Annotated in this window: 15 protein-coding genes and 1 pseudogene; 6 read left to right on the top strand and 10 right to left on the bottom strand. The window is 39.7% G+C overall.

Going from position 1 to position 23,817, the window contains the following annotated elements; genetic code table 11:
• The first annotated feature begins 225 nt into the window (after nucleotides 1-225).
• Nucleotides 226-10,788 carry a DUF1542 domain-containing protein gene (locus tag HT732_RS07470; protein WP_173254497.1) on the top strand — a complete coding sequence of 3,521 codons (10,563 nt, stop codon included), beginning with the start codon at nucleotides 226-228 and terminating at the stop codon, nucleotides 10,786-10,788.
• Nucleotides 10,789-10,944: 156 nt separating this feature from the next.
• On the opposite strand, the pseudogene HT732_RS07475 reads toward HT732_RS07470, so the two are convergent.
• A pseudogene (locus HT732_RS07475) lies at nucleotides 10,945-11,127 on the bottom strand (IS630 family transposase); the annotation flags it as partial.
• 654 nt (nucleotides 11,128-11,781) lie between these two features.
• Here HT732_RS07475 and HT732_RS07480 point away from each other — a divergent pair.
• The 3 genes from HT732_RS07480 (at nucleotide 11,782) to HT732_RS07490 (ending at nucleotide 14,522) form a co-directional block, all read left to right on the top strand.
• Nucleotides 11,782-12,108 (top strand): hypothetical protein, encoded by a 327-nt coding sequence (locus tag HT732_RS07480; protein ID WP_345890507.1) that lies wholly within the window; start codon nucleotides 11,782-11,784, stop codon nucleotides 12,106-12,108.
• A gap of 444 nt (nucleotides 12,109-12,552) precedes the next feature.
• Entirely contained in the window at nucleotides 12,553-13,539 is a 987-nt protein-coding gene (locus tag HT732_RS07485; RefSeq protein WP_173254498.1) for a rhodanese-related sulfurtransferase, read from the top strand.
• A 122-nt stretch (nucleotides 13,540-13,661) separates the two neighbouring features.
• A complete protein-coding gene (locus tag HT732_RS07490) occupies nucleotides 13,662-14,522 on the top strand; it encodes a DUF4299 family protein (protein ID WP_173254499.1) in 861 nt (286 codons plus the stop codon).
• Nucleotides 14,523-14,586: 64 nt separating this feature from the next.
• On the opposite strand, the gene HT732_RS07495 is transcribed toward HT732_RS07490, so the two are convergent.
• The 8 genes from HT732_RS07495 to HT732_RS07530 all read right to left on the bottom strand — a co-directional run bounded on the left by HT732_RS07495 (nucleotide 14,587) and on the right by HT732_RS07530 (nucleotide 19,831).
• Nucleotides 14,587-15,651, bottom strand: coding sequence for a DUF6574 domain-containing protein (locus HT732_RS07495; RefSeq protein ID WP_173254500.1), 1,065 nt, complete (start codon nucleotides 15,649-15,651; stop codon nucleotides 14,587-14,589).
• Nucleotides 15,652-15,713: 62 nt separating this feature from the next.
• Nucleotides 15,714-16,628 carry a DUF4097 family beta strand repeat-containing protein gene (locus tag HT732_RS07500; protein ID WP_173254501.1) on the bottom strand — a complete coding sequence of 305 codons (915 nt, stop codon included), beginning with the start codon at nucleotides 16,626-16,628 and terminating at the stop codon, nucleotides 15,714-15,716.
• Entirely contained in the window at nucleotides 16,621-17,214 is a 594-nt protein-coding gene (locus tag HT732_RS07505) for a DUF1700 domain-containing protein (RefSeq protein WP_024057314.1), read from the bottom strand. Before HT732_RS07505 ends, HT732_RS07500 begins: the two co-directional genes overlap by 8 nt.
• Nucleotides 17,201-17,527, bottom strand: a complete 327-nt coding sequence (locus HT732_RS07510; RefSeq protein ID WP_000273855.1) for a PadR family transcriptional regulator — start codon at nucleotides 17,525-17,527, stop codon at nucleotides 17,201-17,203. Before HT732_RS07510 ends, HT732_RS07505 begins: the two co-directional genes overlap by 14 nt.
• Before the next feature lie 594 nt (nucleotides 17,528-18,121).
• Nucleotides 18,122-18,271, bottom strand: coding sequence for a 50S ribosomal protein L33 (gene rpmG, locus HT732_RS07515; RefSeq protein ID WP_001265622.1), 150 nt, complete (start codon nucleotides 18,269-18,271; stop codon nucleotides 18,122-18,124).
• A 15-nt stretch (nucleotides 18,272-18,286) separates the two neighbouring features.
• Entirely contained in the window at nucleotides 18,287-18,469 is a 183-nt protein-coding gene (rpmF, locus tag HT732_RS07520; RefSeq protein ID WP_000290417.1) for a 50S ribosomal protein L32, read from the bottom strand.
• A 151-nt stretch (nucleotides 18,470-18,620) separates the two neighbouring features.
• Entirely contained in the window at nucleotides 18,621-18,821 is a 201-nt protein-coding gene (locus HT732_RS07525; RefSeq protein ID WP_000796544.1) for a PTS ascorbate transporter subunit IIC, read from the bottom strand.
• 2 nt (nucleotides 18,822-18,823) lie between these two features.
• Nucleotides 18,824-19,831, bottom strand: a complete 1,008-nt coding sequence (locus tag HT732_RS07530; protein ID WP_173254502.1) for an SPFH domain-containing protein — start codon at nucleotides 19,829-19,831, stop codon at nucleotides 18,824-18,826.
• 184 nt (nucleotides 19,832-20,015) lie between these two features.
• On the opposite strand from HT732_RS07530, the gene ilvD reads away from it, so the two are divergent.
• Nucleotides 20,016-21,719, top strand: coding sequence for a dihydroxy-acid dehydratase (gene ilvD, locus HT732_RS07535; protein ID WP_000137346.1), 1,704 nt, complete (start codon nucleotides 20,016-20,018; stop codon nucleotides 21,717-21,719).
• 212 nt (nucleotides 21,720-21,931) lie between these two features.
• Here the strand turns inward: ilvD and HT732_RS07540 are convergent, their stop codons facing one another.
• The gene (locus HT732_RS07540; protein ID WP_001204052.1) at nucleotides 21,932-22,273 is read right to left on the bottom strand and encodes a metal-sulfur cluster assembly factor; all 342 of its coding nucleotides are present in this window, start codon (nucleotides 22,271-22,273) and stop codon (nucleotides 21,932-21,934) included.
• Nucleotides 22,274-22,440: 167 nt separating this feature from the next.
• Between HT732_RS07540 and hisS the strand changes: the two genes are divergently transcribed.
• Nucleotides 22,441-23,730 carry a histidine--tRNA ligase gene (gene hisS, locus HT732_RS07545; protein ID WP_173254503.1) on the top strand — a complete coding sequence of 430 codons (1,290 nt, stop codon included), beginning with the start codon at nucleotides 22,441-22,443 and terminating at the stop codon, nucleotides 23,728-23,730.
• Nucleotides 23,731-23,817: the final 87 nt, after the last annotated feature.

Below are 23,817 nucleotides of genomic sequence, written 5' to 3' on the forward strand. Positions count from 1 at the left end.
AAAGTTAAAAAATTCATAATTTCGGTTATAAAAACGAACGAATTGTAAAAATTGTCTGAAAATGTTTTTTTTTTTGGCGAATTTGATAAGCATTTAGCTTGCATATATATCACTTATCATGTACAATGAAGAAGTAAAGTATCATATGCAAAACCTCGCCCATGGCGAGGAATCTTTGCATGTAGATATGGACATAAAAAAATATTTTTAAGGAGAACACAATAAGTGGATAAGAAATCGCCTATGAGTCGTGTTGAACGCTTGCACCGTGAAAAGGTCACACGTTACTCAATCCGTAAATATAGTTTTGGAGCAGCCAGTGTAGCAGTTGCTGCCCTGTTCATGTTCTTGGGAAATGGAGCTGTATCAGCTAATGAGCTAAGTAAACAAGATACACCAGATGTAGAAGCTCTAGCGCCAGCCCTTGATGCCCCATCAACTCCAGCAGAAAGCGTTCCAGCAGCACAACCAGTCGTAGAAGAACCAGCAAAACCAGCTGCACCAGAAGTAACAACTCCAGCTTTGGATAAAACTAAACTAGAAAACTACATTTCAGAAGTTAAATCAAAACTTTCTGCAGGTAAGTATGCTAATAAAACAGAGGAAAGCCTTGCTCTTTTGAATGGTGAATTGGCTTCTGCTGAGTCTACACTCGCTTCTGCAACTAGTCAAGATGAATTGACAAAGGCTTATCAGAAACTAGTGACGTTTGTTAGTTCAGGGTTAAAAAACAAACCAAAAGAAGCTCCGAAAGTAGACACTACTAACGGACAACCAACTGTAGGTAAAAAAGCAGAAAACACTGAGAAAAAATCAGAATCTAACGCAATCGAAAACTCAGGATCTCATGATTCACGTAATGGGAAAGAGATGAATAATGGAGTTGGCTTCAGAGCTGACAGTGCTACTACAACTTCATCTAACGAAATAACTACTACAGCAAATAATATTAGTTACACGATTGCTTTTTCTGATGTGGCTAAAAAAGAAATTTATTCTTATAACGAAGAAGATACAGACATTGAGATTTCTGTAAATTCAACAACTGGTAAAAAATTAACAGAAGTGACCGTTAAAAAAGGGAGCGGGCAGTATTTAGATGGAAGACCTATATCTTCGCCTATTAACCCAGTAGAAACAGATGGTTTCGGATGGTCATACTATTCAACTACAAGTCCAACTACAGGTCCAGTAACAGTACGTGTAACAGGAAAACCAAACGATAAGTTTAAAGCTATTGCAGCTTATACTAAACAAGAAAATCAAAATGCAGTATTAGGAGATAGATATTTACATATTGTTGATGAAGCTGGAGACAAAATATCAGGTGGTACAAACTCATCTAATCCAGGTTACTTCAAAATGGTTGTTAAATCTCAAACATACAAATACAGCATTCAAGGACCAGAAAACAATGCTAATAAAATTGGCGTTTCGAATATTGATAGCTTGACAGAAGCAGATATTGCTAAAATTAAAGAGAAAATTAATATTCAATATTCTGATACTGCAACTAGAGAAGATGCTCGACTAGCGTCTAAAAAAGGAGAAGTCTTAGCAGATAAATCTTCAGTAGTGAAAGACATCGCTATTGCAAATGGAACAGTTACTGTTACCTATAAAGATGACTCAGCAGACACAGCATCAATTTCTGATGTGGCACGTACGGATCTGGATCCTGTAGTAGAGTTCCCGTTCTCTGATGCACCAAAAAGAGAAATCTATGTCTATGGAGCAGAAGAAAATTCATTCGACATCAAAATTAAAGACGATGCGGATAAGATTAAAAGTGCAACTTTATTACAATGGGGAAGTAATCCGTTTCAACCTGTAGCAGGGGAAACAGATAAAGTCAATACACAATATGGATATACAGCTAATGTTATTTCTTCTGAGACAACAGCCACAGAAGCTAAGCCAGCAGTTATTACATACTCAGGTACCCCAGCTCCAGAAGGGTCATTTACACAAGCTAAATTAGAGGCTGCAACTAAAGGAGAGAACCCTCCAGGCGTAGCTTTAGGATGGCGTTATTTAAAAGTAGTCGATTCTGAAGGAAAAGAATTTGTAGGTTCTGGAAAAGAAACTGCTAATAACATGTCACTTAGAGTTATGCTTAAACCACAAACTCAAAAATATGACATTCAAACACCAGCAGAAGCTGATAAAGTAGCAGTGGATGATGCATCGGAAGTAACTGAAGCAGAATTTAATAAAATCAAAGAAAAGCTTAAGATTGAGTACTCTAAAAACAATATCGATGCTCGTCTGACTGATAAAAAAGGTCAAGTTGTAGAAAATCAAGAAGAACGTATCGCAAGCATTAAAAAAGATGGTGATAATGTAGTTGTAACGTATAAAGATGGTTCAACAGACACTAGACCATTGACTGATTTTGCACGTACAAATAATGCTCCAGAAGTAACAATTCCTTACTCTACAACTGCAAACGGTAAAAAAGATGTCTATATTTATGCTAATGAAGATATCGATATCGACATTAAATATACAGATGACTTAGGTAAGATTAAATCAGCAACAGTTAACAGAGGTGGAAATCAACCTTTAAGTCCTACTGCAGCTAATCCAAATGTTTTAGATAACGAATATGATATGACTGTAACGCCTCTTACTGCAGAAACAACAGCGACAGATGAAAATCCTGCAATTGTTAAAATTAGAGGTAAAGTAACTAAAGATACAGCGGGACTTAAAGCGGACAAATTCCCTAAAGGTGATAATGATGAATATCGTCTAGTAACTCGTTATGCGACAGCAGTGGATACAGATGGAAAAGAAATCCGTAATGTTGCTCAAGGTGGTTCATATGCAACTGACCCAGGTTCATTCAGCATCGTATTGAAATCTCAAACGAAAAAATATGACATTAGAGAATTGGCTGATGCTGATAAGACAGTAGTAACAGATATCACTAATATTCCACAGGCTGAATTAGATAAGATTAAGGAAAACATTCCTTTAGAATACTCTAAGAAAAATGAAGATAAGAACTTAGAAGCTAAAAAAGGAACAGCAGTAGAAAAAGCTGATGCTGCAAAAGTAGTTGAAACTCTTGAACAAGATGGTGAAAATTTAGTAGTAACTTATAAAGATGGTTCTAAAGATACTATTCCTGTAGAGAAAGTTGTGAAATTAGATAAACAACCAGCAATTGATGCAGTTACTAACAAAGCAACAGATCAAATCGCAGCTATCAAAGGTAATGATAACTTAACACAAGCTGAAAAAGATAAAGCTATTGCAAAAGTTAATGAAGATAAACAAGCAGCATTAGATAAAATCGATGATGCTACAAACAAAGCAGTAATTGATACGGCTAAAGAAGAAGGTACTGCGGCTGTAGCGAAAGTTAACCCAGTAGCGAAAGAAGCTGCTAAACAAGCTATTACAGATGCATTAAAAGCTAAAAATGCTGCACTTGATGAACGTGAAGATTTAACTCAAAAAGAAAAAGAAGCTGCAAAAGCTGCTGCTAAAGTAGAAGCAGATAAAGCAATTGCTAAAATTAATGAACAACCAGATACTGCACCAACTCCAGTAGAAGCAACAACAGCACAAACGGCAGTTGATACTGAAAAAACTGATGGTACGACTGCAATTGGTAAAATTAATCCAATCGGTAAACAAGCAGCATTAGATAAAATCGATGAAGCATTAAAAGCAAAAGAAAAAGAAATCGATGCTCGTACTGACTTAACTGATGAAGAGAAAAAAGAAGTTAAAGACAGAGCTAAGGAAATTGCAGATACTAAAAAAGAAGAAATTAATGCTAAGAAAAATAATGCAGATACACCTGATGAAGCTGGAACAATTCAAGGTGAAATCAATACAGTAGGTACTGATGGGGCAGCGGCTATTACAGCTTTAGCAAAAGATCCAGCGAAAAAACCAGAAGCGAATCAAGCAGTAGAAGGTGTAGCAAACAATAAAAAAGCAGAGATTGAAGCAGACAACGCATTATCTCCGGAAGCTAAGAAAAAACTTCAAGATGAAGTAGATGCAGTTAAAAAAGCATCAGAAGAAGCAATTAATGGTGCTAAGAAAAATGCTGACGTTGATAAAGCTAAAAAAGCAGGTGAACAAGCAATTAAAGCAATCAACTCTGCACGTCTACCAGGTAATAAATTAGTTGCTAAAAATCCAACAAATCTAGATGCTGACGAACAAGCTAAACTTCAAAAAGCTATCGAAGCTGTAAACCCAGGTGCAACTGTAACAGTAAATCCTAATGGAAGTGCGAGTGTAATTTTACCAAATGGTAAAACTGTACCGTTAGAACAAGCAGACTTAACAAAATCTGCGGATGATTTAAATAGCCCAACTGGTGGTAACAATATTAACCGTCCAGTGGATAAAGTTATCGTTAAAGATCCTGCGAATTTAACAGATGCTGAAAAAGCAAAAATCAAACAAGCTGTTCGTGACGTTAACCCTAACGCAGTAGTAACAATGGATGATAACGGAACAGTTACTGTTTCAACTCCAGAAGGAAATACAGCAGCATTCCCAGCATCAGAATTAGTACGTACATTAGCAGATGCAGCAAAAGGTGATTCAGGTAATGCAGGAGTTCGTAAGCCAGCGGATAAGTTGGTTGGAGATGCTACAAATGCAGACCTTCAAGCAAAAGCAACTGAAAAACTGAAAAAATTAAATGGTGGCGACGAAAAAGTTCAAGCTATTAACTATGACACTGAAGGAAATGCAACAGTAGTTCTTAAAGACGGAACAATTGCGACAATTCCAGCATCAGACTTATTCAAAACACCAGAAGAAGCTAAAAAAGCAAATGGTGGAGATGACATCAACAAACCAAACTCACAAACTGTAGTAGCAAATAAAAATGCTTTAACAGAACCAGAACGTGAAGCAATCAAAGCGAAAATCGCTGCGGTTAACCCAGAAGGTTCAGTGATTACAGTTAACGAAAAAGGTGAAGCTACAGTAACAACACCAGAAGGAAAAACAGCAGTAATCGATGCTAATGATTTAGTTAAAGGTGCTGACGAAAAAACTAATCCAAAAGCTGGTAACAACATCAACAACCCAGCAGACAGAGTACAAGTAGCAGATAAAGCTGAATTAACAGATCCTGAACTTGCTAGAATTAAAGCAGCAGTTGAAGCAGTAAACCCAGATGCTACAGTAGTAGTGGATGACAACGGAAATGCGACTGTAACAACTAAAGATGGTAAAACTGCGACAATTCCAGTGGCAGATTTAGTCAAATCAGATGCTGATAAAGACAATGTAACTGGTGGAAACCAAGTAAACACTCCAGCAGATAGAGTAGTGGTAGAAAATCCAGCTGCATTAACAGACAAAGATAAAGAAGCTATTAAAGCTAAAATCCAAGCTGTAAACCCAGGTGCTGACGTAGTATTTGACGAAAAAGGAAATGCAACAGTAACAATCCCAGCAGTACCAAGTGAACAACCGAAAACTGCAACAATTCCAGCGAGCGATTTAGTAAAAGCTAAAGCTGACTTAGCTGACCCAGCGAAACAAGATGCTGTAAACAAACCAGCAGATAAAGTAGTAGTTGATCCAGCACTAGTAGCAGCTGATAAAGATTTACCAACAGAAGCTAAAGATGCTATTAAGGCAGCTGTAGAAGCAGTAAATCCAGGTTCAACTGTAGTAGTTGATGACAAAGGAAACGCAACAGTAACAACACCAGGTGGTAAAACTGTAGTAATTCCAAAAGCTGACTTAGTGAAAACAGAAGCTGATAAAGAAACTGCTAAAGCAGGAAACAACATCAACAAACCAGCAGACAAAGTAGTAGCTGATAAAGATGCATTAACTCCTGAAAACATTGAAGCAATCAAAGCTAAAGTAGAAGCAGTTAACCCAGGTGCAACAGTAGTAGTAGACGACAAAGGAAACGCTACTGTAGTTACACCAGATGGACAAACAGCAACTATTCCAGTAACTGATTTAGTGAAATCTCCAGCAGAAGCTGAAGGTGCAAAAGCAGGGAACAACATCAACAAACCAGCTGATAAAGTATCTGCAAACAAAGATGCGTTAACTCCTGAAGACATCAAAGCAATCAAAGCTAAAGTAGAAGCAGTTAACCCAGATGCTAAAGTATTCGTTGACGACAAAGGAAATGCAACAGTATCAACTCCAGATGGTAAAACAGCAACAATTCCTGTTGAAGACTTAGTAAAAGATCCAGCAGCTAAAGAAACTCCAAATGCAGGAAACAAAGTAAACACTCCAGCAACGAAAGTGGTTGTAACAGATCCTGCTAATATCAAGACTGATGAAGATAAGATTAGAGCAGAAATCCTGAAAGTTAACCCAGGTGCAACAGTTGTATTTGACGAAAAAGGAAACGCAACAGTAACAACGAAAGACGGAGCTGTAGCAACAATTCCAGCATCTGATTTAGCAAAAGATGCAGCTGACTTAACGAACCCAGACAAACAAGATGCAGTTAAGAAACCAGCAGACAAAACACTTGTTAAGAAAGCAGGTAAATTAACTCAAGCTGAAAAAGATGCAATCAAAGCAGCTGTAGAAAAAGTAAATCCAGAAAATACAACAGTAGTTGTAGATGAAAAAGGAAATGCAACAGTAACAACACCAGACGGTAAAACTGAAGTAATCCCAGCATCAGACTTAGTGAAAACTGCAAAAGAAGCTGAAGGTGCAAACGCAGGAAACAACATCAACAAACCAGCGGATAAAGTTTCAGCAACACCAGCAGATTTAACTGGTGACAAGAAAGATGAAGTTAAAGCTAAAATCCAAAAAGCTGTAGAATCAGTAAACCCAGGTGCAACTGTATTCGTTGACGACAAAGGAAACGCAACAGTCACAACACCAGACGGTAAGACAGCAACAATTCCTGTGGAAGATTTAGTGAAAGATCCAGGTGCTAAAGAAACTGCAACAGCAGGAAACAAAGTAAATACTCCAGCAGAAAGAACAGTAGTAGCAAATCCAGCTGAATTAACTGATGCTGAAAAAGCTAAGATTACTGCAGCAATTCAGGCGGTAAACCCTGAAGGAACTAAAGTCGTATTTGACGAAGCAGGAAACGCAACAGTAACAGTACCGAATGAAGACGGAACTACAGCTACAGCGACAATCCCTGTAAGTGACCTAGTGAAATCAAATGCTGAAAAAGATCTATTGGATCCAGCTAAACAAAATCCAGTTAAGAAACCTATCGATCAAACAGTAGTTGCTGATAAAGATGCACTAACACCAACAGACAAAGAAAAAATCGCAGCTAAAGTTAAAGAAGTTAACCCAGGCTCAACAGTATTTGTAGATGATAAAGGAAATGCAACAGTAACAACTACAGATGGTAAGACAGCTGTAATCGCAGCGGATGATTTAGTGAAAACTGATGATGAAGTATTAAGCGATCCAAAAGCAGGTAACGTTATTAACAAACCAGCAGATCGAGTGTTTGTTAAAGATGGACAAATTACGGATGATGTTAAAGCAAAAATCGCTGCTAAAGTTCAACGTATAAATCCAGGAGCAACAGTATTCGTAGATGAAAATGGAAATGCGACAGTAACAACACCAGAAGGTAAAACAGCAACAATTCCAGTAGCTGATTTAACGAAGACTGACGCTGATAAAGCTAAAGTGAATGCAGGAAATAAAATCAATTCACCAGCAGACAGAGTGCTAGTGAAAGATAGAGATAAATTAACAGCGGATGAAATTCAAGAAATTGAGAAAAACATCTTAGAAGTTAACCCAGGAGCAACAGTAGTATTTGATGCAAAAGGAAATGCGACTGTTAAGAATGCAAATGGAGACATCGCAACAATTCCTGTAGAAGCCTTAGCGAAACCAAAAGCAGATATATTAAAACCTGAGAAACAAGATTTAATTAAGAAACCTGTTGATAAGGTATTAGTAACAGATCCAGCTAACGTGGATAAAGAGGCTATTAAGAAAGCTGTTGAGGAAGTGAACCCAGGTTCAACGGTTGTTGTTGATGACAATGGAAATGCAACGATAACTACAGAAGATGGTAGAAGCTTTGTAATTCCAGCAAAAGATTTAGTGAAAACAGCAGAAGAAGCTAAAAATGCAAAAGCTGGAAACAACATTAACAAACCAGCGGATAAAGTAGCAGTAACAGATCCAACTAAACCATTATCTCCAGAAGAGAAAAAAGCGATTGAAGCTAAGATTAAAGCAGTAAATCCAGATGCGAAAGCGATTTTCGTAGATGATAAAGGAAATGCTACAGTAACTGTAGTAGATAAAGATGGTAATACAGCTACAGCAACAATTCCGGCAAAAGATTTAGTGAAAAATGCAGAAGAAGCTAAACAACCAAATGCAGGAAATAAGGTAAATACACCAGCAGATAAAGTAGTTGTAAGCGATCCAGATCATTTATCAGACGAAGATAAAGCTAAGATTGCAGACGCAATCAAAGCGGTAAATCCAGAAGCTAACGTGGCATTTGACGACAAAGGAAATGCAACGGTAACAACTAAAGATGGTGATATTGCAACAATTCCAGCGGCTGATTTAGTGAAAACTGCAGAAGAAGCAGCGAAACCAAATGCAGGAAACAATATCAACACACCAGCTGATAAGACTGTAGTAGCAGATCCAAACTCATTAACTGATGATGAGAAGAAAGCAATTGCGGCTAAAGTAGCAGCAGTTAACCCTGGTGCAACTGTAGCAGTAGATGACAAAGGAAACGCAACAGTAACAGTAAATGGTAAGACAGCGGTCATTCCAGCGGCGGCATTAACTAAGACAGCAGATTCAGCTAAAGAACCAAATGCAGGAAACGATGTAGTTAAACCAGCTGACAAGACAGTTGTAGAAAATCCAGAATCATTAACAAAAGATGAGCAAGATGCAATCGCAGCTAAAGTTGCAGAAGTGAATCCAGAAGCTAAAACTGTAGTTGTTGATGACCAAGGAAATGCAACTGTAACAACTAAAGATGGTAAGACAGTGGTTATCCCAGCGAAAGATTTGGTGAAAACAGCAGAAGAAGCAGCTAAGCCAAATGCAGGAAACGATGTAAACACTCCAGCAGATAAGACTGTAGTAGCAAATCCGAATGCTCTAACTCCAGAAGAGAAAAAAGCAATCGAAGAAAAAGTTAAAGCAGTAAATCCAGGTGCTGAAGTTGTAGTGGACAACAAAGGAAACGCAACAGTAACTAAAGATGGTAAGACAGCAGTCATTCCAGCATCAGACTTAACTAAGACAGCAGATTCGGCTAAAGAACCAAACGCAGGAAACGACGTAGTTAAACCAGCAGATAAGACTGTAGTAGCAAATCCAGACTCATTAACACAAGATGAGAAAGATGCAATTGCAGCTAAAGTTAAAGCAGTAAATCCAGATGCGACTGTAGTAGTAGACGACCAAGGAAATGCAACAGTTACACCTAAAGATGGAAAACCAGTTGTAATTCCAGCAGCAGACTTAACTAAGACAGCAGCAGACGCAGCTAAACCAAACGCAGGAAACGACATCGTTAAACCAGCAGATAAGACTGTAGTAGCAAATCCAGACTCATTAACACAAGATGAGAAAGATGCAATTGCAGCTAAAGTAGCAGCCGTCAATCCAGGTGCTGAAGTTGTAGTAGACGACCAAGGAAACGCAACAGTAACAGTAAATGGTAAGACAGCGGTCATTCCAGCGGCAGACTTAGTAATCCCAGCTGATACTCTAGCAGGCGAAGCTAAGAATGCTAAAGTGAAAACACCTGCCTTCCGCACATTAGTTGGAGATAAAGAAAACTTAACAGACGATGAAAAAGCAGCAGTTAAGAAAGCAATTGAAGCAGTAAACCCAGGAGCAACTGTAGTAGTGGACGCTAAAGGAAACGCAACAGTAACAATGCCAGACGGTTCTACAGCAACAATTTCTAAAGACCAACTAGTGAAGAATGCAGAAGAAGCAAAAGCTAAAAATGGCGGCGATAACCTTGATTTTGACTGGAGTAAAGTACCTGTAGGAAATATTAATAATATTACTTCAGAAGAAAAAGCGAAATTCCAATTCATGATGTTAGGTGCTATCACTGATCTTGAAGAATTCGATATTAGCACTCTAGAGAAATCAACTGATGATGAAGGTAATACAATTTACGCATCTAAAGATGGTAAAGTGAAAATTACAATCGACAAAGATGGTAATGCAACAATCGAAAAAGATGGTAAGAAAGAAGCAGCGGTTAACATTGATAAAGCCGGAAATGTAACAATCGTTACAAAAGAAGGTCAAGTATTAGCAATTCCAAGAGATGATGCATTCAAACAACGTCCTTATGTACCATCAAATGGTGGAGGTAATAACGGAGCTACTAACACTGACGCAAAAGTGGATAAAGCTAAGTTAGAAGGCGCTATTCGTCAATTAGATGAACTAATCATCCAAGAGTCAGCTAAGCTTGATGCAGAAACTGCAAAAGAAGCGACTGCATTATTAGCAGAAGCTAAAGCAGTATTTGCCAATGCAAAAGCAAGTCAAGCAGAAGTGGATGCAATGGTGAAACGTATCGAAGACTTCATGGCGGAAGTTGCTCCAGCAACTAATCATGCAACTCCAGCTAATGACCAAGCTGCTCAAACACCAGCTGTAGCTCCAGCTACAACTCAAGCAGCAGCAAATGCGCGTAAAGCAGCTAAAGAATTACCAAATACAGGTACAGCAGATTCTACTGTAGCTATGGTAGCCGCTGCCGCAAGTGCCTTACTTGGTCTTGGTCTTGCAGGCCGTCGTCGTAAAGAAGACGAAGAAGCTTAATTGGTAGATTATTTGATAATTATCAGATGATGAATCCGATTTTTAGAGTTTAAACAAGTACCTCTCATAACATAAAATCTCCTAGCAGGAAAGTCTGCTAGGAGATTTTTGCATTATGTGACTATAGTGGATTGAATTAAGAACAGTATGATGTGACTACAATAAATTGAAGCAAGAATAAGACAAAAGAGTCTCGTAAAAAGTATTGCAACTTACCAATACCTTTTTGATGTGCTTTTTGATATGAGTCGATGTTTTTTCAATAGAGTTGTACTCAGGTGAGTAGGGAGGAAGTGGTAAAAGTTTATACCCAAACTTTTCATATAATATAGTGAGTTGAGTCTGAAATAGTACACTATGACTTCTAAAACATTACTAGAAATTGATTGGATTTTCCTGACTGATTTATTCAGATTTAATTTCACTATAATACCACAAGCCTCTTTAAGAGGTAAATGACGTGTCAGGAGCAATGAGACCTAAACAATAACGTGAAAGCCAGCGTCTTTAAGTGCCGACTGGTAATTTGGACTTATAGCCCTGGTACAGAGGCTGGATAAAACTTAACTTCAGGAAAAAGTGAAGTAAATTTTTCACAATAAAACGGCTAGTATCAAGATTTTTCAACACGTGACAATATGTGTTTTCTAATTTTAAATATTTTTTGTCCAGCATCATGATTTTTGTTTAGTATAAGGACACCCTGCCTGGCACAGGGTGTTTCTCGTGAAACATCTTATTTTTACACATCTCTCCATTTATTAAGTGATCTAGTTCGATAAACTTATATTACAATAGATGAGAAGGTTTATTGCTTAAAAGAAATCGTTTCGATTAGCAATTAGAGGTATTATGGTACACTTAAAATTAGTAAAACAAGAAATAGAAGCTGAAAAGCCAGCATCTGTAGAAGCTTAGGTCATTTCCGTCAAATTTAAAAAAGGTTGCTACCGACATATACAGATTCCAAAAACGTTAGCGGAACTAGCAGATGTGATTTTATGGAGTTTCGATTTTGCAAGTGATCATGCTCATGCATTTTTCATGGATAATGTTGCGTGGAGTCATGCAGATTCTTACTTTCTTAGCTTTGTCAGTGCCGATGTTGAAGAACGTTACACAGAAAATGTCTATCTGGATATCCTAAGTGTCAAACAAAAATTTAAGTTTATTTTCGACTTCGGTGATGAATGGCGTTTCGAATGTCAAGTGCTGAGAGAAATCGAGATAGAGGACGAAGAAGCTTATCTCGTATGTTTGATTGGAACGCCACCAGAACAATATCCAGATTATGATGGTTTTGACGGTGAAGAATGGTAGAGTGGGTAGTTGAGAAACAAAAAATAATCCACTAGTGCTAAACAGAAATCAAAAAGTAAACTACAGGACTAACCACAGATAGATTAACATTCTTTTTGAGTCTTTAGATAATATTGACAAAATCAGAAATAAATCTATGAAAAGGTTACCTACCTAGATTGCTTTTTGATTTTAGAAGAGTATAGATTGATTTCGTGTATTCATTCCTAATTCCTAAAAACTGAATCACTGTTTTCCTCAGGCTTGTCTGGGGAAGGCAGTGATTTTTTGAAACAAAAAACATAGATATCCGTGTTTCTTATCACTATTTAACCATTCAGGAAATTTCGAGAACCCTCTACAATTTCCAGTCAAATAAATTGCATTCGTTTTCTCAAGCAGGTATACTAGTATGGATAAATAAAAAATTTAGAAAATTTAAGAATAGAAAAGAGAACAAATCTTATGGCAAAAGATATTCGTGTCTTGCTTTACTACCTTTATACTCCAATTGAAAATGCAGAGCAATTTGCTGCAGATCACTTGGCTTTCTGTAAATCAATCGGCCTTAAAGGCCGTATCCTAGTCGCTGACGAGGGAATTAACGGAACAGTTTCAGGTGACTATGAAACAACTCAAAAATACATGGACTACGTTCACAGCCTACCAGGTATGGAAGACCTCTGGTTCAAGATTGACGAAGAAAATGAACAAGCCTTCAAGAAGATGTTTGTTCGCTACAAGAAAGAGATTGTCCACCTTGGTTTGGAAGACAACGACTTTGACAACGACATCAACCCACTTGAAACAACAGGTGCCTACTTGTCTCCAAAAGAGTTCAAAGAAGCCCTTCTTGACGAAGATACAGTTGTCCTTGACACACGTAACGATTACGAGTACGACCTAGGACATTTCCGTGGGGCTATCCGCCCAGACATCCGCAACTTCCGTGAGTTGCCACAGTGGGTTCGTGACAACAAAGAAAAATTCATGGACAAGCGCGTCGTGGTTTACTGTACAGGTGGCGTTCGCTGTGAGAAATTCTCAGGCTGGATGGTCCGTGAAGGTTACAAAGATGTCGGCCAATTGCACGGCGGAATCGCAACTTACGGTAAAGACCCAGAAGTTCAAGGTGAGCTTTGGGATGGAAAAATGTACGTCTTTGATGAGCGTATCGCCGTAGATGTCAACCATGTCAACCCAACTATCGTAGGGAAAGACTGGTTTGATGGAACACCATGTGAACGTTATGTCAACTGTGGAAATCCATTCTGTAACCGTCGTATCTTGACATCAGAAGAAAATGAAGACAAGTACCTTCGTGGATGCTCACACGAGTGCCGTGTTCACCCACGTAACCGCTATGTTTCAGAACATGAATTGACACAAGCTGAAGTGATTGAGCGCCTAGCCGCTATCGGTGAAAGCTTGGATCAAGCAGCTACTGTATAAGATTAAACAGTCCTTAGGGGCTGTTTTTCTATGCTTTGTACTCAAAAATCTAAAGTTTGTTTCTGTATCTTTCAGGAAAACAAGGTATACTATATGTAAACGATTTCAAAAGGAGTCCAGTTATGGCGAAAACATTTTTTATTCCAAATAAACAGAGCATTTTAGGAGAACAAGAGATTTTGACTGCCAAGTCCATCTTGGGCTTGGTAGATAGTTTGGAGTCACATAGCTATGATGCAGTCTATCTCCGTCAGCCTCTTAACCGTCTCGAGTCTATCGAGTGTGCGATAGTAGGGCAATCACAATTTCTCTTTAAGGTCAGTTATGCTGATGGGCAAAAGGCTTACCGTGTTGATCTTCCTGACCTACTAACGAAGACAGACTGGCAGATTATCAAAGCATTTTTAGATGCCCTGCTTGCTTATACAGGAACTGAGATTGAAGGACTAGATGGTTTTGATTTTGAAGCTTATTTCCAAGCAAGTATTCAAGCCTATCTGGCAGATCCTGCAGCCCGTTTTACGATTTGCCAAGGAATTTTTAATCCTGTTTTCTTTAGTCATGAGGATTTGAAAAGCTTTTTAGGGGAAGATGGTTTGGCACAGTTTGAAGCGCGTGTGCGTGCGGTTCAAGAGACAGATGCCTACTTTGCAAGAGTTTCCTTCTATCAGGATGGAGAAAGCCAAGTGCACGGTATTTATCATCTGGCTCAAGGAGTCAAGACTGTTTTACCGAGAGAACCATTTGTTCCTGCAGCCTATATGGAGCAATTGGTGGATAAGGAAGTCCAGTGGGAGATTGACTTGGTTCAAATCACAGGAGATGGCTCTAAACCAGAAAACTATGAAGCCATTGCTCGCTTGGACTATGCAAAATTCCTAGAGTCACTACCATCAGCATCTTACCACCAACTAGACGCCAATCAATTAGAAATTCAACCCATCTTAGACAAAGATTTTAAAGCATTAGCACAAGAAAAGTAAAGCAGGTCAATTGACTTGCTTTTTGATATATAAAAAATCCTGCCATGAAAGACAGGATTGAAGTTTAAAGAAAGGCCAAGATACGAAGATAATCTCCAATCAGTGCCACTTCAGCTACAAAGAAGAGGAGGATAATCACTCCGTTCACAAGGACAGACAAGAATAACTGATAGAAGGAGTCGCTTTCACTTGCTTGACTCGGTCTTGTAATGATATGAAGGCTAGCAAGCAGAATGATCCCAATGCTAATCACACACAAGAGGGCTGTAAATCGCAGGCTGTCAAAGAAGGCAAAGAAACTAGCAATAGCAGTGAGGAAGATTGGAATTGCTAAGAGTTGACTATATTGTTGGAGAACCTTTTCTAGCGTCCAGTCCTTTTCTTGGTAGATAAATCGTCTCACGACGAAACTACCCAAGAGGAATGAAAAGAAGAAGAGTGTTGTTGCTACTAGGATAGAGATAATCGAAAAGAGATTTAATGAAGCAAATTGTTCAGGGAAGTGATTATGCATAGTTGCTATATGTCCATAGTAAGCATGTTTGATGTGGTAGATACTAAAGAAAAAGGAGGATGCAGAAAACAGAATGAGCAAGAGGAAAGCTGTATAACTGTGTGTGCTACTTGTTTCAAGACTGCTTGTAGGAGATTTGAGAGCTTCCACTAGCCAAGACCAAAAATCAAGCGCTTGCTCTTTCCATCTATCCGTAGATTTTGGAGCTTGGTCGGGGATATAGGGACTTTCTAAGGATTTACTTAGAAGAAGTGGCTCTTTCGTTGTTGGTTTTTGCTGAGGAAGTGCTTCTTGGATTTCTTCAGCTATAGTGACTTTTTCTGTTTCTTTAGAAAGGTCTTGCTCTTCTTCAGTAGAATCTAATGCCTTCTTTTCTTCTATTTCTGTTCTCGCTTCACTGTCTTCAGGTGTTTCAATTGTTTCTTCTTGCTGGCTTTCCAGTTTGACTTCAGCTTGAGAGACTTCCTCCTCTACTTGAGTATTTTTTTCAATTGGTGTATCGAGATCGGCTATCGTTTCTTCAGCCTTGTCTGCAACCTCTTGAGCTTGCTCTTCAGGTTTGTTCTTGCTTGTTGTTTTTACAAAATCATTACTTTCAAACCATTCTTGTTTCATGGTAGAACCTCCTTTTTAGTTAGATAAATATGCTTCCATAGTAGCAGATGTAAGTGCTTTTGTCAATGTCTGATTGGTGTGGATACTAGAGTGATATCATTATCAGCTCTAGCAATGAGTTGATCCTTGACACCAGCTTTTTCAGTTTTGTAAGGGTTGCTTAATTCTGTGTATTTTGATCCAGGTTTTTCTCTTGTGGCTTGTAAGATAGAACCATAGTTACTTGAGATGTCCCAATTAATTCGTTGGCTTTCTTTTTGCGTCAGAGTGATTGAGAGATGGTCTTTAGAAGTTAATTCCACCTTGCCGTGAACTTGGATATTTTCAGCGTGGAAGTGATGTTCTGTTGACTCTAGCTGACTATCTGTAAGGTCTGTATCAAAGATATTGATAATATTTGGTGTTGTGAGTTTACTGTTTTTGATACGACTTCCTTCAATTCGGAGGAGATAGCTATTATTGGTATTGAGGGTCGCATTTTCAAGACTAGCATTAGTGATACTGGTTTGACCGCGATTTGCTGAGATGTTGATCCCTTTTAGACTTCTTCCCTTTGGAACTTGGAGAATAACTTCATTAAAACGACTAGAGTAGCTACTTGCGATATGGAGAATCCCGCCAATTCCAGAAGAGAGAAATGGAGTTTCAGACAGTTTCTTATCAGTGAGGCTTAGAGTTTTGTCGTTTTGATTTGTGACAAGATCATGGTTAGCAGAAATAGATGGATGATAAGAAATGTGGATTTGATCATCGAAAGAGTCTGTGATGGTGAGCGCGTGTTGGTGGAGCGTAATATCTAGGTTTTCGACTTCCTTGCCAAAGGTCAGCTCTTCCATCTGACTATCATAGACAGGTTCCTTGGACATGGCAAGTAGGCTCTTGATTCCGTCAGATTGGATCCCTACAAAGAGCAGGATAAAGCCGATAATGGTAGTCACCACACCAAAAATGAGAAATCCTTTTGTCAATTTACGCATGCTGGTCACCTCTCTTTCCTTTTTTGAGAACAAATTGCACCAGGCGAACAATGAGTAGGCCGAAGAAGCGGGCTACATAGGAAATACCTAGTAAGACTAGTGAAGAAGCACCGATAGCCAGTAAACCAGCACCAAAAATCAAGATAAAGGCTGATTTAGCTTGGGCTAAGACAGTGAAACTTTCAACTAAAAATAGGAATCCGCCGATGATACCAAGTATGGAAACCGCAAAGAAAGCCAAGATGACAGTCAAGGCTGCCACAAGGATTGCGAACAGGGACACGAGGATGGCGATTCCCAGAGGAATACCGATGGGTGCTGCAAGGAGAGCTAACAAGGCGATATGCAAAATTTGTCGGTTATTCTTTTGAGCGGGTGCTTCATTGATTTTTTTATCGAGAAGATTGGATAGAACTTCGTGGGCTGCTTCTTTGGGAGTTCCCAAACTGGCAATGAGTTCTTCTTCTCCTTCGACTCCAGCATCGTCAAAGAGTTCCCTGAAATAGTCCATGGCTTCAATTTGGTCAGCCTGAGGCAGTTTTTTGAGATAGAGTTCTAGCTGAGTCAGGTATTCAGTTCTTGTCATGGCGGATACTCCCTTCTATGATGCCATTGATGGTGTCTGTATAGAGTGTCCATTCATCTTTTAGGGTCAAGAGCTGCTCTATACCACCATTTGTCAAGGAGTAGTATTTGCGCATGCGACCTTGGAACTCTCTAGAATAGGTTGTCAGAAAGCTATTGCCTTCCAATTTTTTGAGAATGGGATAGAGTGTGGATTCTTTGATATTAGCGATCAGCTTAATGGTCTGGCTAATCTCATAACCATAAGAATCCCCTTTTTCCAGTACGGCCAAGATGAGAAATTCAATCAAGGCAGAGGATGTTGGAAAGTACATGGGAAACCTCCTTTTCTAATGTGTAAGATTTTTATATATAATTTTTCTACACATATATTGTACATCTAAAAGAAAGCCCTGTCAAGAGAAATGTGTAAAATTTTTATATATAAAAAACGCAGGCTTTGTACTGACCCCAAAAAGTTAGATTTTTTCTGTCTAACTTTTGGGATGCAGTTCATTCAAGGATTGATACTATGCGTTTTTCTGATTTTATACTCTTCGAAAATCTCTTCAAACTACGTCAGCTTAGCCTTATCGTATAGATGTTACTGACTACGTCAGTTCTATCTGCAACCTCAAAACGGTGTTTTGAGCTGACTACGTCAGTTCTATCTGCAACCTCAAAACACTGTTTTGAGCAACCTGTGGCTAGCTTCCTAGTTTGCTCTTTGATTTTCATTGAGTATTAAAGACTTTTTGCCCAGCTTCTTCTCCTCTTGCTTTTAATTGTCCGAATCAATATTCTTATTTCAAAAAAGGTAGTGAAAAAGGTAGTGATTCGGTTGATTTTTATTGAAATGTACTGAAATTAACAAAAAGAAAAAAACGCTTGAACAGCGTTTTTCTTCTGTATTGATTCGTATTGAATGCTTACTTCACTTCTGTAAACACAACGTGTTTGCGAAGTTTTGGTGAGTATTTCTTCAATTGAAGACGGTCTGGAGTGTTACGTTTGTTTTTAGAAGTAAGGTACAAGCGTTCACCAGATTCTTTGTGTTCAAGTGTAATATTTACGCGCATGGTATCTCCCTTCTATTATTCAGCTGATGCAGCTTTAGCGATTTTACGTCCTTTGTAGTATCCTTTAAGTGATACACGGTGAGAACGTGAGTAATCTCCAGTAGTTTCGTCAAAGTTTACAGATGGAGCTGTTACTTTGTAGTGTGTACGACGTTTGTTTTTCTTCGCTTTTGAAGTGCGACGTGCAGGTACTGCCATTTTGATTTCTCCTTTAGGTATTTATATTCGATTCAATCTACTGATTTTCATCAACCATACTAGGATAACACATTTTTTTTGTAAAGTAAAGTTACTTGACAAAAAAAGATGAAAAAATTCTCCTGTCAGTCCTAGCAGACAGGAGAAGGTGTTAAATATCAATCTCAAATGGTTCGTCAATGGTTTCTGATACGTATTTTCCGTCTTTCTTCCGTTGTTTGACACATTCTGTGAGGAGATATTCGATTTGCCCATTGACTGAACGAAAGTCATCTTCTGCCCATGATGCGAGTGCAGCGTATAACTTTGTTGAGAGTCGAAGGGGGATCTGCTTTTTTTTAGCTTCAGCCATCTTTAGTAAAGACTTCCTGTGTTGACAATTGGTTGTGCATCATGATTGCCACAAAGAACGACAAGGAGATTTGAAACCATGGCAGCTTTTCGTTCTTCGTCAAGTTCTACCAATTCCCCTTCATTGAGCCGTTCTAGTGCCATTTCAACCATTCCTACAGCACCATCTACAATCATCTTCCGTGCATCAATAATGGCAGATGCTTGTTGGCGTTGAAGCATAACGGCAGCAATTTCTGGAGCATAAGCTAGGTAAGTGATACGTGCTTCAAGGATTTCCAAGCCAGCATCTTCTACGCGACTTTGAATTTCCTCACGAATACGGTTAGCAACAATTTCGCTAGAGCCACGGAGACTACCTTCATCTGCTTGGCCGTCACCCGTAGTATCCACATTAGGAGACACATCGTAAGGATAGATGCGGACAATATTACGGAGGGCGCTATCACATTGCAATGAAAGATATTCTTTGTAGTTATCTACGTTGAAGACTGCCTTAGCAGTATCGACAACTCTCCAAGTTACCGCGATACCGATTTCTACAGGATTTCCTAGACAATCATTGATTTTTTGGCGAGAATTGCTCAAGGTCATAACCTTGAGGGAAATCTGTTTCTTGCCAATTTCAAGATTTACATCATTGCCATTTGATGATTTCATCCCTGAAAAAGGAGATTTCGTGCTAACGTCACCACTTTGTCCAAGTCGAGTGTGGTTTGCAGGGTTAACTGCTACGCTGAAGGGATTGACAAAGTAAAAACCAGGTTCTTTGATGGTACCTGTATAGTTACCAAAAAGAGTCAAAACCAGAGCTTCCTGAGGTTTGACAACTTTTAAACCAGCATGAGCTAGGCCTGCAATTAAGCTTAATAAAGGTCCGATAATAATTCCAAAAATGTTTTCCGAACCAATACCCATTATAAATATAAAGATACCAAGTACGAGCGTCAATTCAATGAGAATCAATGCGAATACACCATTTGGTTTTGAATTGATTAGTTTTTCAGTCATAAGAATGACCTCCTATTATTTGATATCTAAATGATATCACTTTAATTTATAAAGTCAAGAAATAAATGGAATATTTTTAAAGAAAAGATTGCTGTATAGAATTTTCTGAAAATTCAAGAATTTTCTTCTGTTCATTGCTTTTAAAATGTGCTATAATAGTAAAAACTGAAATGGGAGGGAACAAATGACTGAATTAGATAAACGTCACCGCAGTAGCATTTATGACAGTATGGTAAAATCGCCAAACCGTGCCATGCTTCGTGCGACTGGTATGACAGATAAGGACTTTGAAACACCGATTGTTGGGGTAATTTCGACTTGGGCGGAAAATACGCCATGTAATATCCACTTGCATGATTTTGGGAAATTGGCTAAAGAAGGTGTCAAATCGGCAGGTGCTTGGCCTGTGCAGTTTGGGACTATCACTGTAGCGGACGGGATTGCTATGGGAACGCCTGGTATGCGCTTCTCTTTGACATCTCGTGATATTATTGCGGACTCAATCGAGGCGGCGATGGGGGGCCACAATGTGGATGCCTTCGTCGCTATCGGTGGTTGTGACAAGAACATGCCTGGTTCTATGATTGCCATTGCTAATATGGATATTCCAGCTATTTTCGCCTATGGTGGAACCATTGCACCCGGAAATCTTGATGGCAAAGACATCGACTTGGTTTCTGTCTTTGAGGGTATTGGAAAATGGAACCACGGTGATATGACAGCTGAGGACGTGAAACGTCTTGAATGTAATGCCTGCCCTGGCCCTGGTGGCTGTGGTGGTATGTATACTGCTAATACCATGGCGACTGCTATCGAAGTTCTCGGTATGAGTTTGCCAGGCTCTTCATCTCACCCAGCTGAATCAGCTGACAAGAAAGAAGACATCGAAGCAGCAGGACGTGCTGTTGTTAAGATGTTGGAGCTCGGTCTCAAACCATCAGATATCTTGACTCGTGAAGCCTTTGAAGATGCTATCACTGTAACTATGGCTCTCGGTGGTTCTACAAATGCCACTCTTCACTTGCTTGCCATTGCCCATGCTGCCAATGTTGACTTGTCACTTGAGGACTTTAATACAATCCAAGAACGTGTGCCTCACTTGGCTGACTTGAAACCATCTGGTCAGTATGTCTTCCAAGACCTCTACGAAGTCGGTGGTGTGCCTGCGGTTATGAGATATCTCTTGGCAAATGGTTTCCTTCATGGAGACCGCATTACATGTACTGGTAAGACTGTTGCTGAGAACTTAGCTGACTTTGCAGATCTTACACCAGGTCAAAAAGTCATCATGCCACTTGAAAATCCAAAACGTGCAGATGGTCCGCTTATCATCTTGAACGGGAACCTTGCTCCTGATGGTGCGGTTGCTAAAGTATCAGGTGTTAAGGTGCGTCGTCACGTTGGACCAGCTAAGGTCTTTGACTCAGAAGAAGATGCTATCCAGGCCGTTCTGACAGATGAAATCGTTGATGGCGATGTAGTCGTTGTTCGTTTCGTTGGACCTAAGGGTGGTCCTGGTATGCCTGAGATGCTGTCACTTTCATCAATGATTGTTGGTAAAGGTCAAGGAGACAAGGTTGCCCTCTTGACGGATGGCCGTTTCTCTGGTGGTACTTATGGTCTTGTTGTTGGACATATCGCTCCTGAAGCTCAAGATGGTGGACCAATCGCTTACCTTCGTACAGGCGATATTGTTACGGTTGACCAAGATACCAAAGAAATTTCCATGGCCGTATCCGAAGAAGAACTTGAAAAACGCAAGGCAGAAACTACCTTGCCACCACTTTACAGTCGTGGTGTCCTCGGTAAATATGCCCACATCGTATCATCTGCTTCTCGTGGAGCCGTGACAGACTTCTGGAATATGGACAAGTCAGGTAAAAAATAAACTCAAACTCTTCGAAAATCTCTTCAAACCACGTCAACGTCGCCTTGTCGTAGGTATGGTTACTGACTTCGTCAGTTCTATCTACAACCTCAAAACACTGTTTTGAGCAACCTGCGGCTAGTTTCCTAGTTTGCTCTTTGATTTTCATTGAGTATCAAAAAGCAAGCCAACTTCGGCTTGCTTCTTTTCATCTTCAAAAGTGATTTGCCTGCTTAACGAGGTGGTAGTCCAAGGGCAATGCGGCCGTAGCGACTGATTCGTGTGATTTTCCAAGCAGGCGACCAGGTAACTTCAACCTTGACATCTTCGATACCCTCGATTTGTTTCAGACCTGCGACGATTTCGATAGGCAGGCTTTCGGCACAATCACAGGCGGTGTCGGTGAAGGTCATGACAATCTTACAGAGACCCGTTTCGTCCAGATTGATTTCATAAATCAACCCTAGATTGTAAACATCCAATTCCACATCTGTATCAAAAACCTTCTCTAGTTTTTCGATAATTTGGTCTTGCAAAGCTAAAGCGCGGTCATTGATTTTGATATCGTCTCTCATTACAGTCCCTCCACGTGATAAATATCCTCTATTTTCTCATAATTCTGACAATTTGGCAAGTTTTTGATGAATTTTCTGAAAAGACTCTCTTGAGATTTTCTTCTCTTACTGTTTTAATCCCTCTATTTATGGTAAAATAAGACTATTAAGTTTAAAGAGGATTCCCTATGAAATTACAAAAACCAAAAGGAACGCAGGATATTTTACCTGCTGAGTCTGCCAAATGGCAGTACGTTGAGGGCTTTGCCCGTGAGATTTTCAAGCGCTACAACTATGCAGAAGTGCGCACGCCTATTTTTGAGCATTACGAGGTTATCAGCCGTTCTGTCGGAGATACAACGGATATCGTAACCAAGGAAATGTATGACTTTTATGACAAGGGTGACCGTCATATTACCCTCCGTCCAGAAGGAACTGCGCCCGTTGTTCGTTCCTATGTGGAAAATAAACTCTTCGCCCCAGAAGTGCAAAAGCCAAGTAAGTTTTATTACATGGGACCTATGTTCCGTTATGAGCGTCCACAGGCAGGGCGTTTGCGCCAATTCCACCAGATTGGTGTTGAGTGTTTTGGATCTAGCAATCCAGCTACCGATGTGGAAACAATCGCGATGGCGGCCCATTTCTTGAAAGAAATCGGTATCCAAGGTGTCAAATTGCACCTCAACACTCTTGGAAATCCTGAGAGCCGTGCAGCCTACCGTCAAGCCTTGATTGACTATTTGACACCGCTTAAGGAGACCTTGTCTAAGGATAGCCAACGTCGTTTGGAGGAAAATCCTCTCCGTGTCTTGGACTCTAAGGAAAAAGAAGACAAGGTGGCAGTGGAGAATGCACCGTCTATCTTGGATTTCCTTGATGAAGAAAGCCAAGCTCATTTTGATGCGGTGCGTCAGATGTTGGAAAATCTTGGGGTAGACTATATCATTGATACCAATATGGTGCGTGGTCTGGACTACTACAACCACACCATTTTCGAGTTTATCACTGAGATCGAGGGCAATGACTTGACCGTCTGTGCGGGTGGTCGTTACGATGGTTTGGTTGCCTACTTTGGTGGTCCTGAAACTGCTGGCTTTGGTTTTGGACTTGGTGTAGAGCGCCTGCTTCTCATTCTTGAAAAGCAAGGTGTGGCCCTCCCTATCGAAAATGCCCTAGATGTCTATATTGCAGTCTTGGGAGAAGGAGCAAATGTCAAGGCCTTGGAGTTGGTACAAGCCCTTCGCCAACAAGGTTTCAAAGCAGAGCGTGATTACCTCAACCGTAAACTCAAAGCTCAATTCAAGTCAGCCGATGTCTTTGCGGCTAAGACCCTCATCACCCTAGGAGAGAGCGAGGTCGAAAGCGGACAAGTAACGGTCAAGAACAACCAAACCCGAGAAGAAGTGGAAGTTGCGCTTGAGGCAATCAGCCAAAACTTCTCAGAAATCTTTGAAAAACTAGGTTTTTATACTCAATGAAAATCAAAGAGCAAACTAGGAAGCTAGCCGCAGGCTGTACTTGAGTACGGCAAGGTGAAGCTGACGTGGTTTGAAGAGATTTTCGAA

The sequence above is a fragment of the Streptococcus sp. 5346 genome, from assembly GCF_013277455.1.
In the GTDB taxonomy this organism is placed as follows: Bacteria; Bacillota; Bacilli; order Lactobacillales; family Streptococcaceae; genus Streptococcus.

Excerpts from the sequence above, each read along its gene's own strand:
- HT732_RS07485 (WP_173254498.1), top strand. The coding sequence starts at position 12,553 with ATGGCAAAAGATATTCGTGTCTTGCTTTACTACCTTTATACTCCAATT.
- HT732_RS07490 (WP_173254499.1), top strand. The coding sequence starts at position 13,662 with ATGGCGAAAACATTTTTTATTCCAAATAAACAGAGCATTTTAGGAGAA.
- HT732_RS07495 (WP_173254500.1), bottom strand. The coding sequence starts at position 15,651 with ATGAAACAAGAATGGTTTGAAAGTAATGATTTTGTAAAAACAACAAGC.
- HT732_RS07500 (WP_173254501.1), bottom strand. The coding sequence starts at position 16,628 with ATGCGTAAATTGACAAAAGGATTTCTCATTTTTGGTGTGGTGACTACC.
- HT732_RS07505 (WP_024057314.1), bottom strand. The coding sequence starts at position 17,214 with ATGACAAGAACTGAATACCTGACTCAGCTAGAACTCTATCTCAAAAAA.
- HT732_RS07510 (WP_000273855.1), bottom strand. The coding sequence starts at position 17,527 with ATGTACTTTCCAACATCCTCTGCCTTGATTGAATTTCTCATCTTGGCC.
- rpmG (WP_001265622.1), bottom strand. The coding sequence starts at position 18,271 with ATGCGCGTAAATATTACACTTGAACACAAAGAATCTGGTGAACGCTTG.
- rpmF (WP_000290417.1), bottom strand. The coding sequence starts at position 18,469 with ATGGCAGTACCTGCACGTCGCACTTCAAAAGCGAAGAAAAACAAACGT.
- HT732_RS07525 (WP_000796544.1), bottom strand. The coding sequence starts at position 18,821 with ATGGCTGAAGCTAAAAAAAAGCAGATCCCCCTTCGACTCTCAACAAAG.
- HT732_RS07530 (WP_173254502.1), bottom strand. The coding sequence starts at position 19,831 with ATGACTGAAAAACTAATCAATTCAAAACCAAATGGTGTATTCGCATTG.
- ilvD (WP_000137346.1), top strand. The coding sequence starts at position 20,016 with ATGACTGAATTAGATAAACGTCACCGCAGTAGCATTTATGACAGTATG.
- HT732_RS07540 (WP_001204052.1), bottom strand. The coding sequence starts at position 22,273 with ATGAGAGACGATATCAAAATCAATGACCGCGCTTTAGCTTTGCAAGAC.
- hisS (WP_173254503.1), top strand. The coding sequence starts at position 22,441 with ATGAAATTACAAAAACCAAAAGGAACGCAGGATATTTTACCTGCTGAG.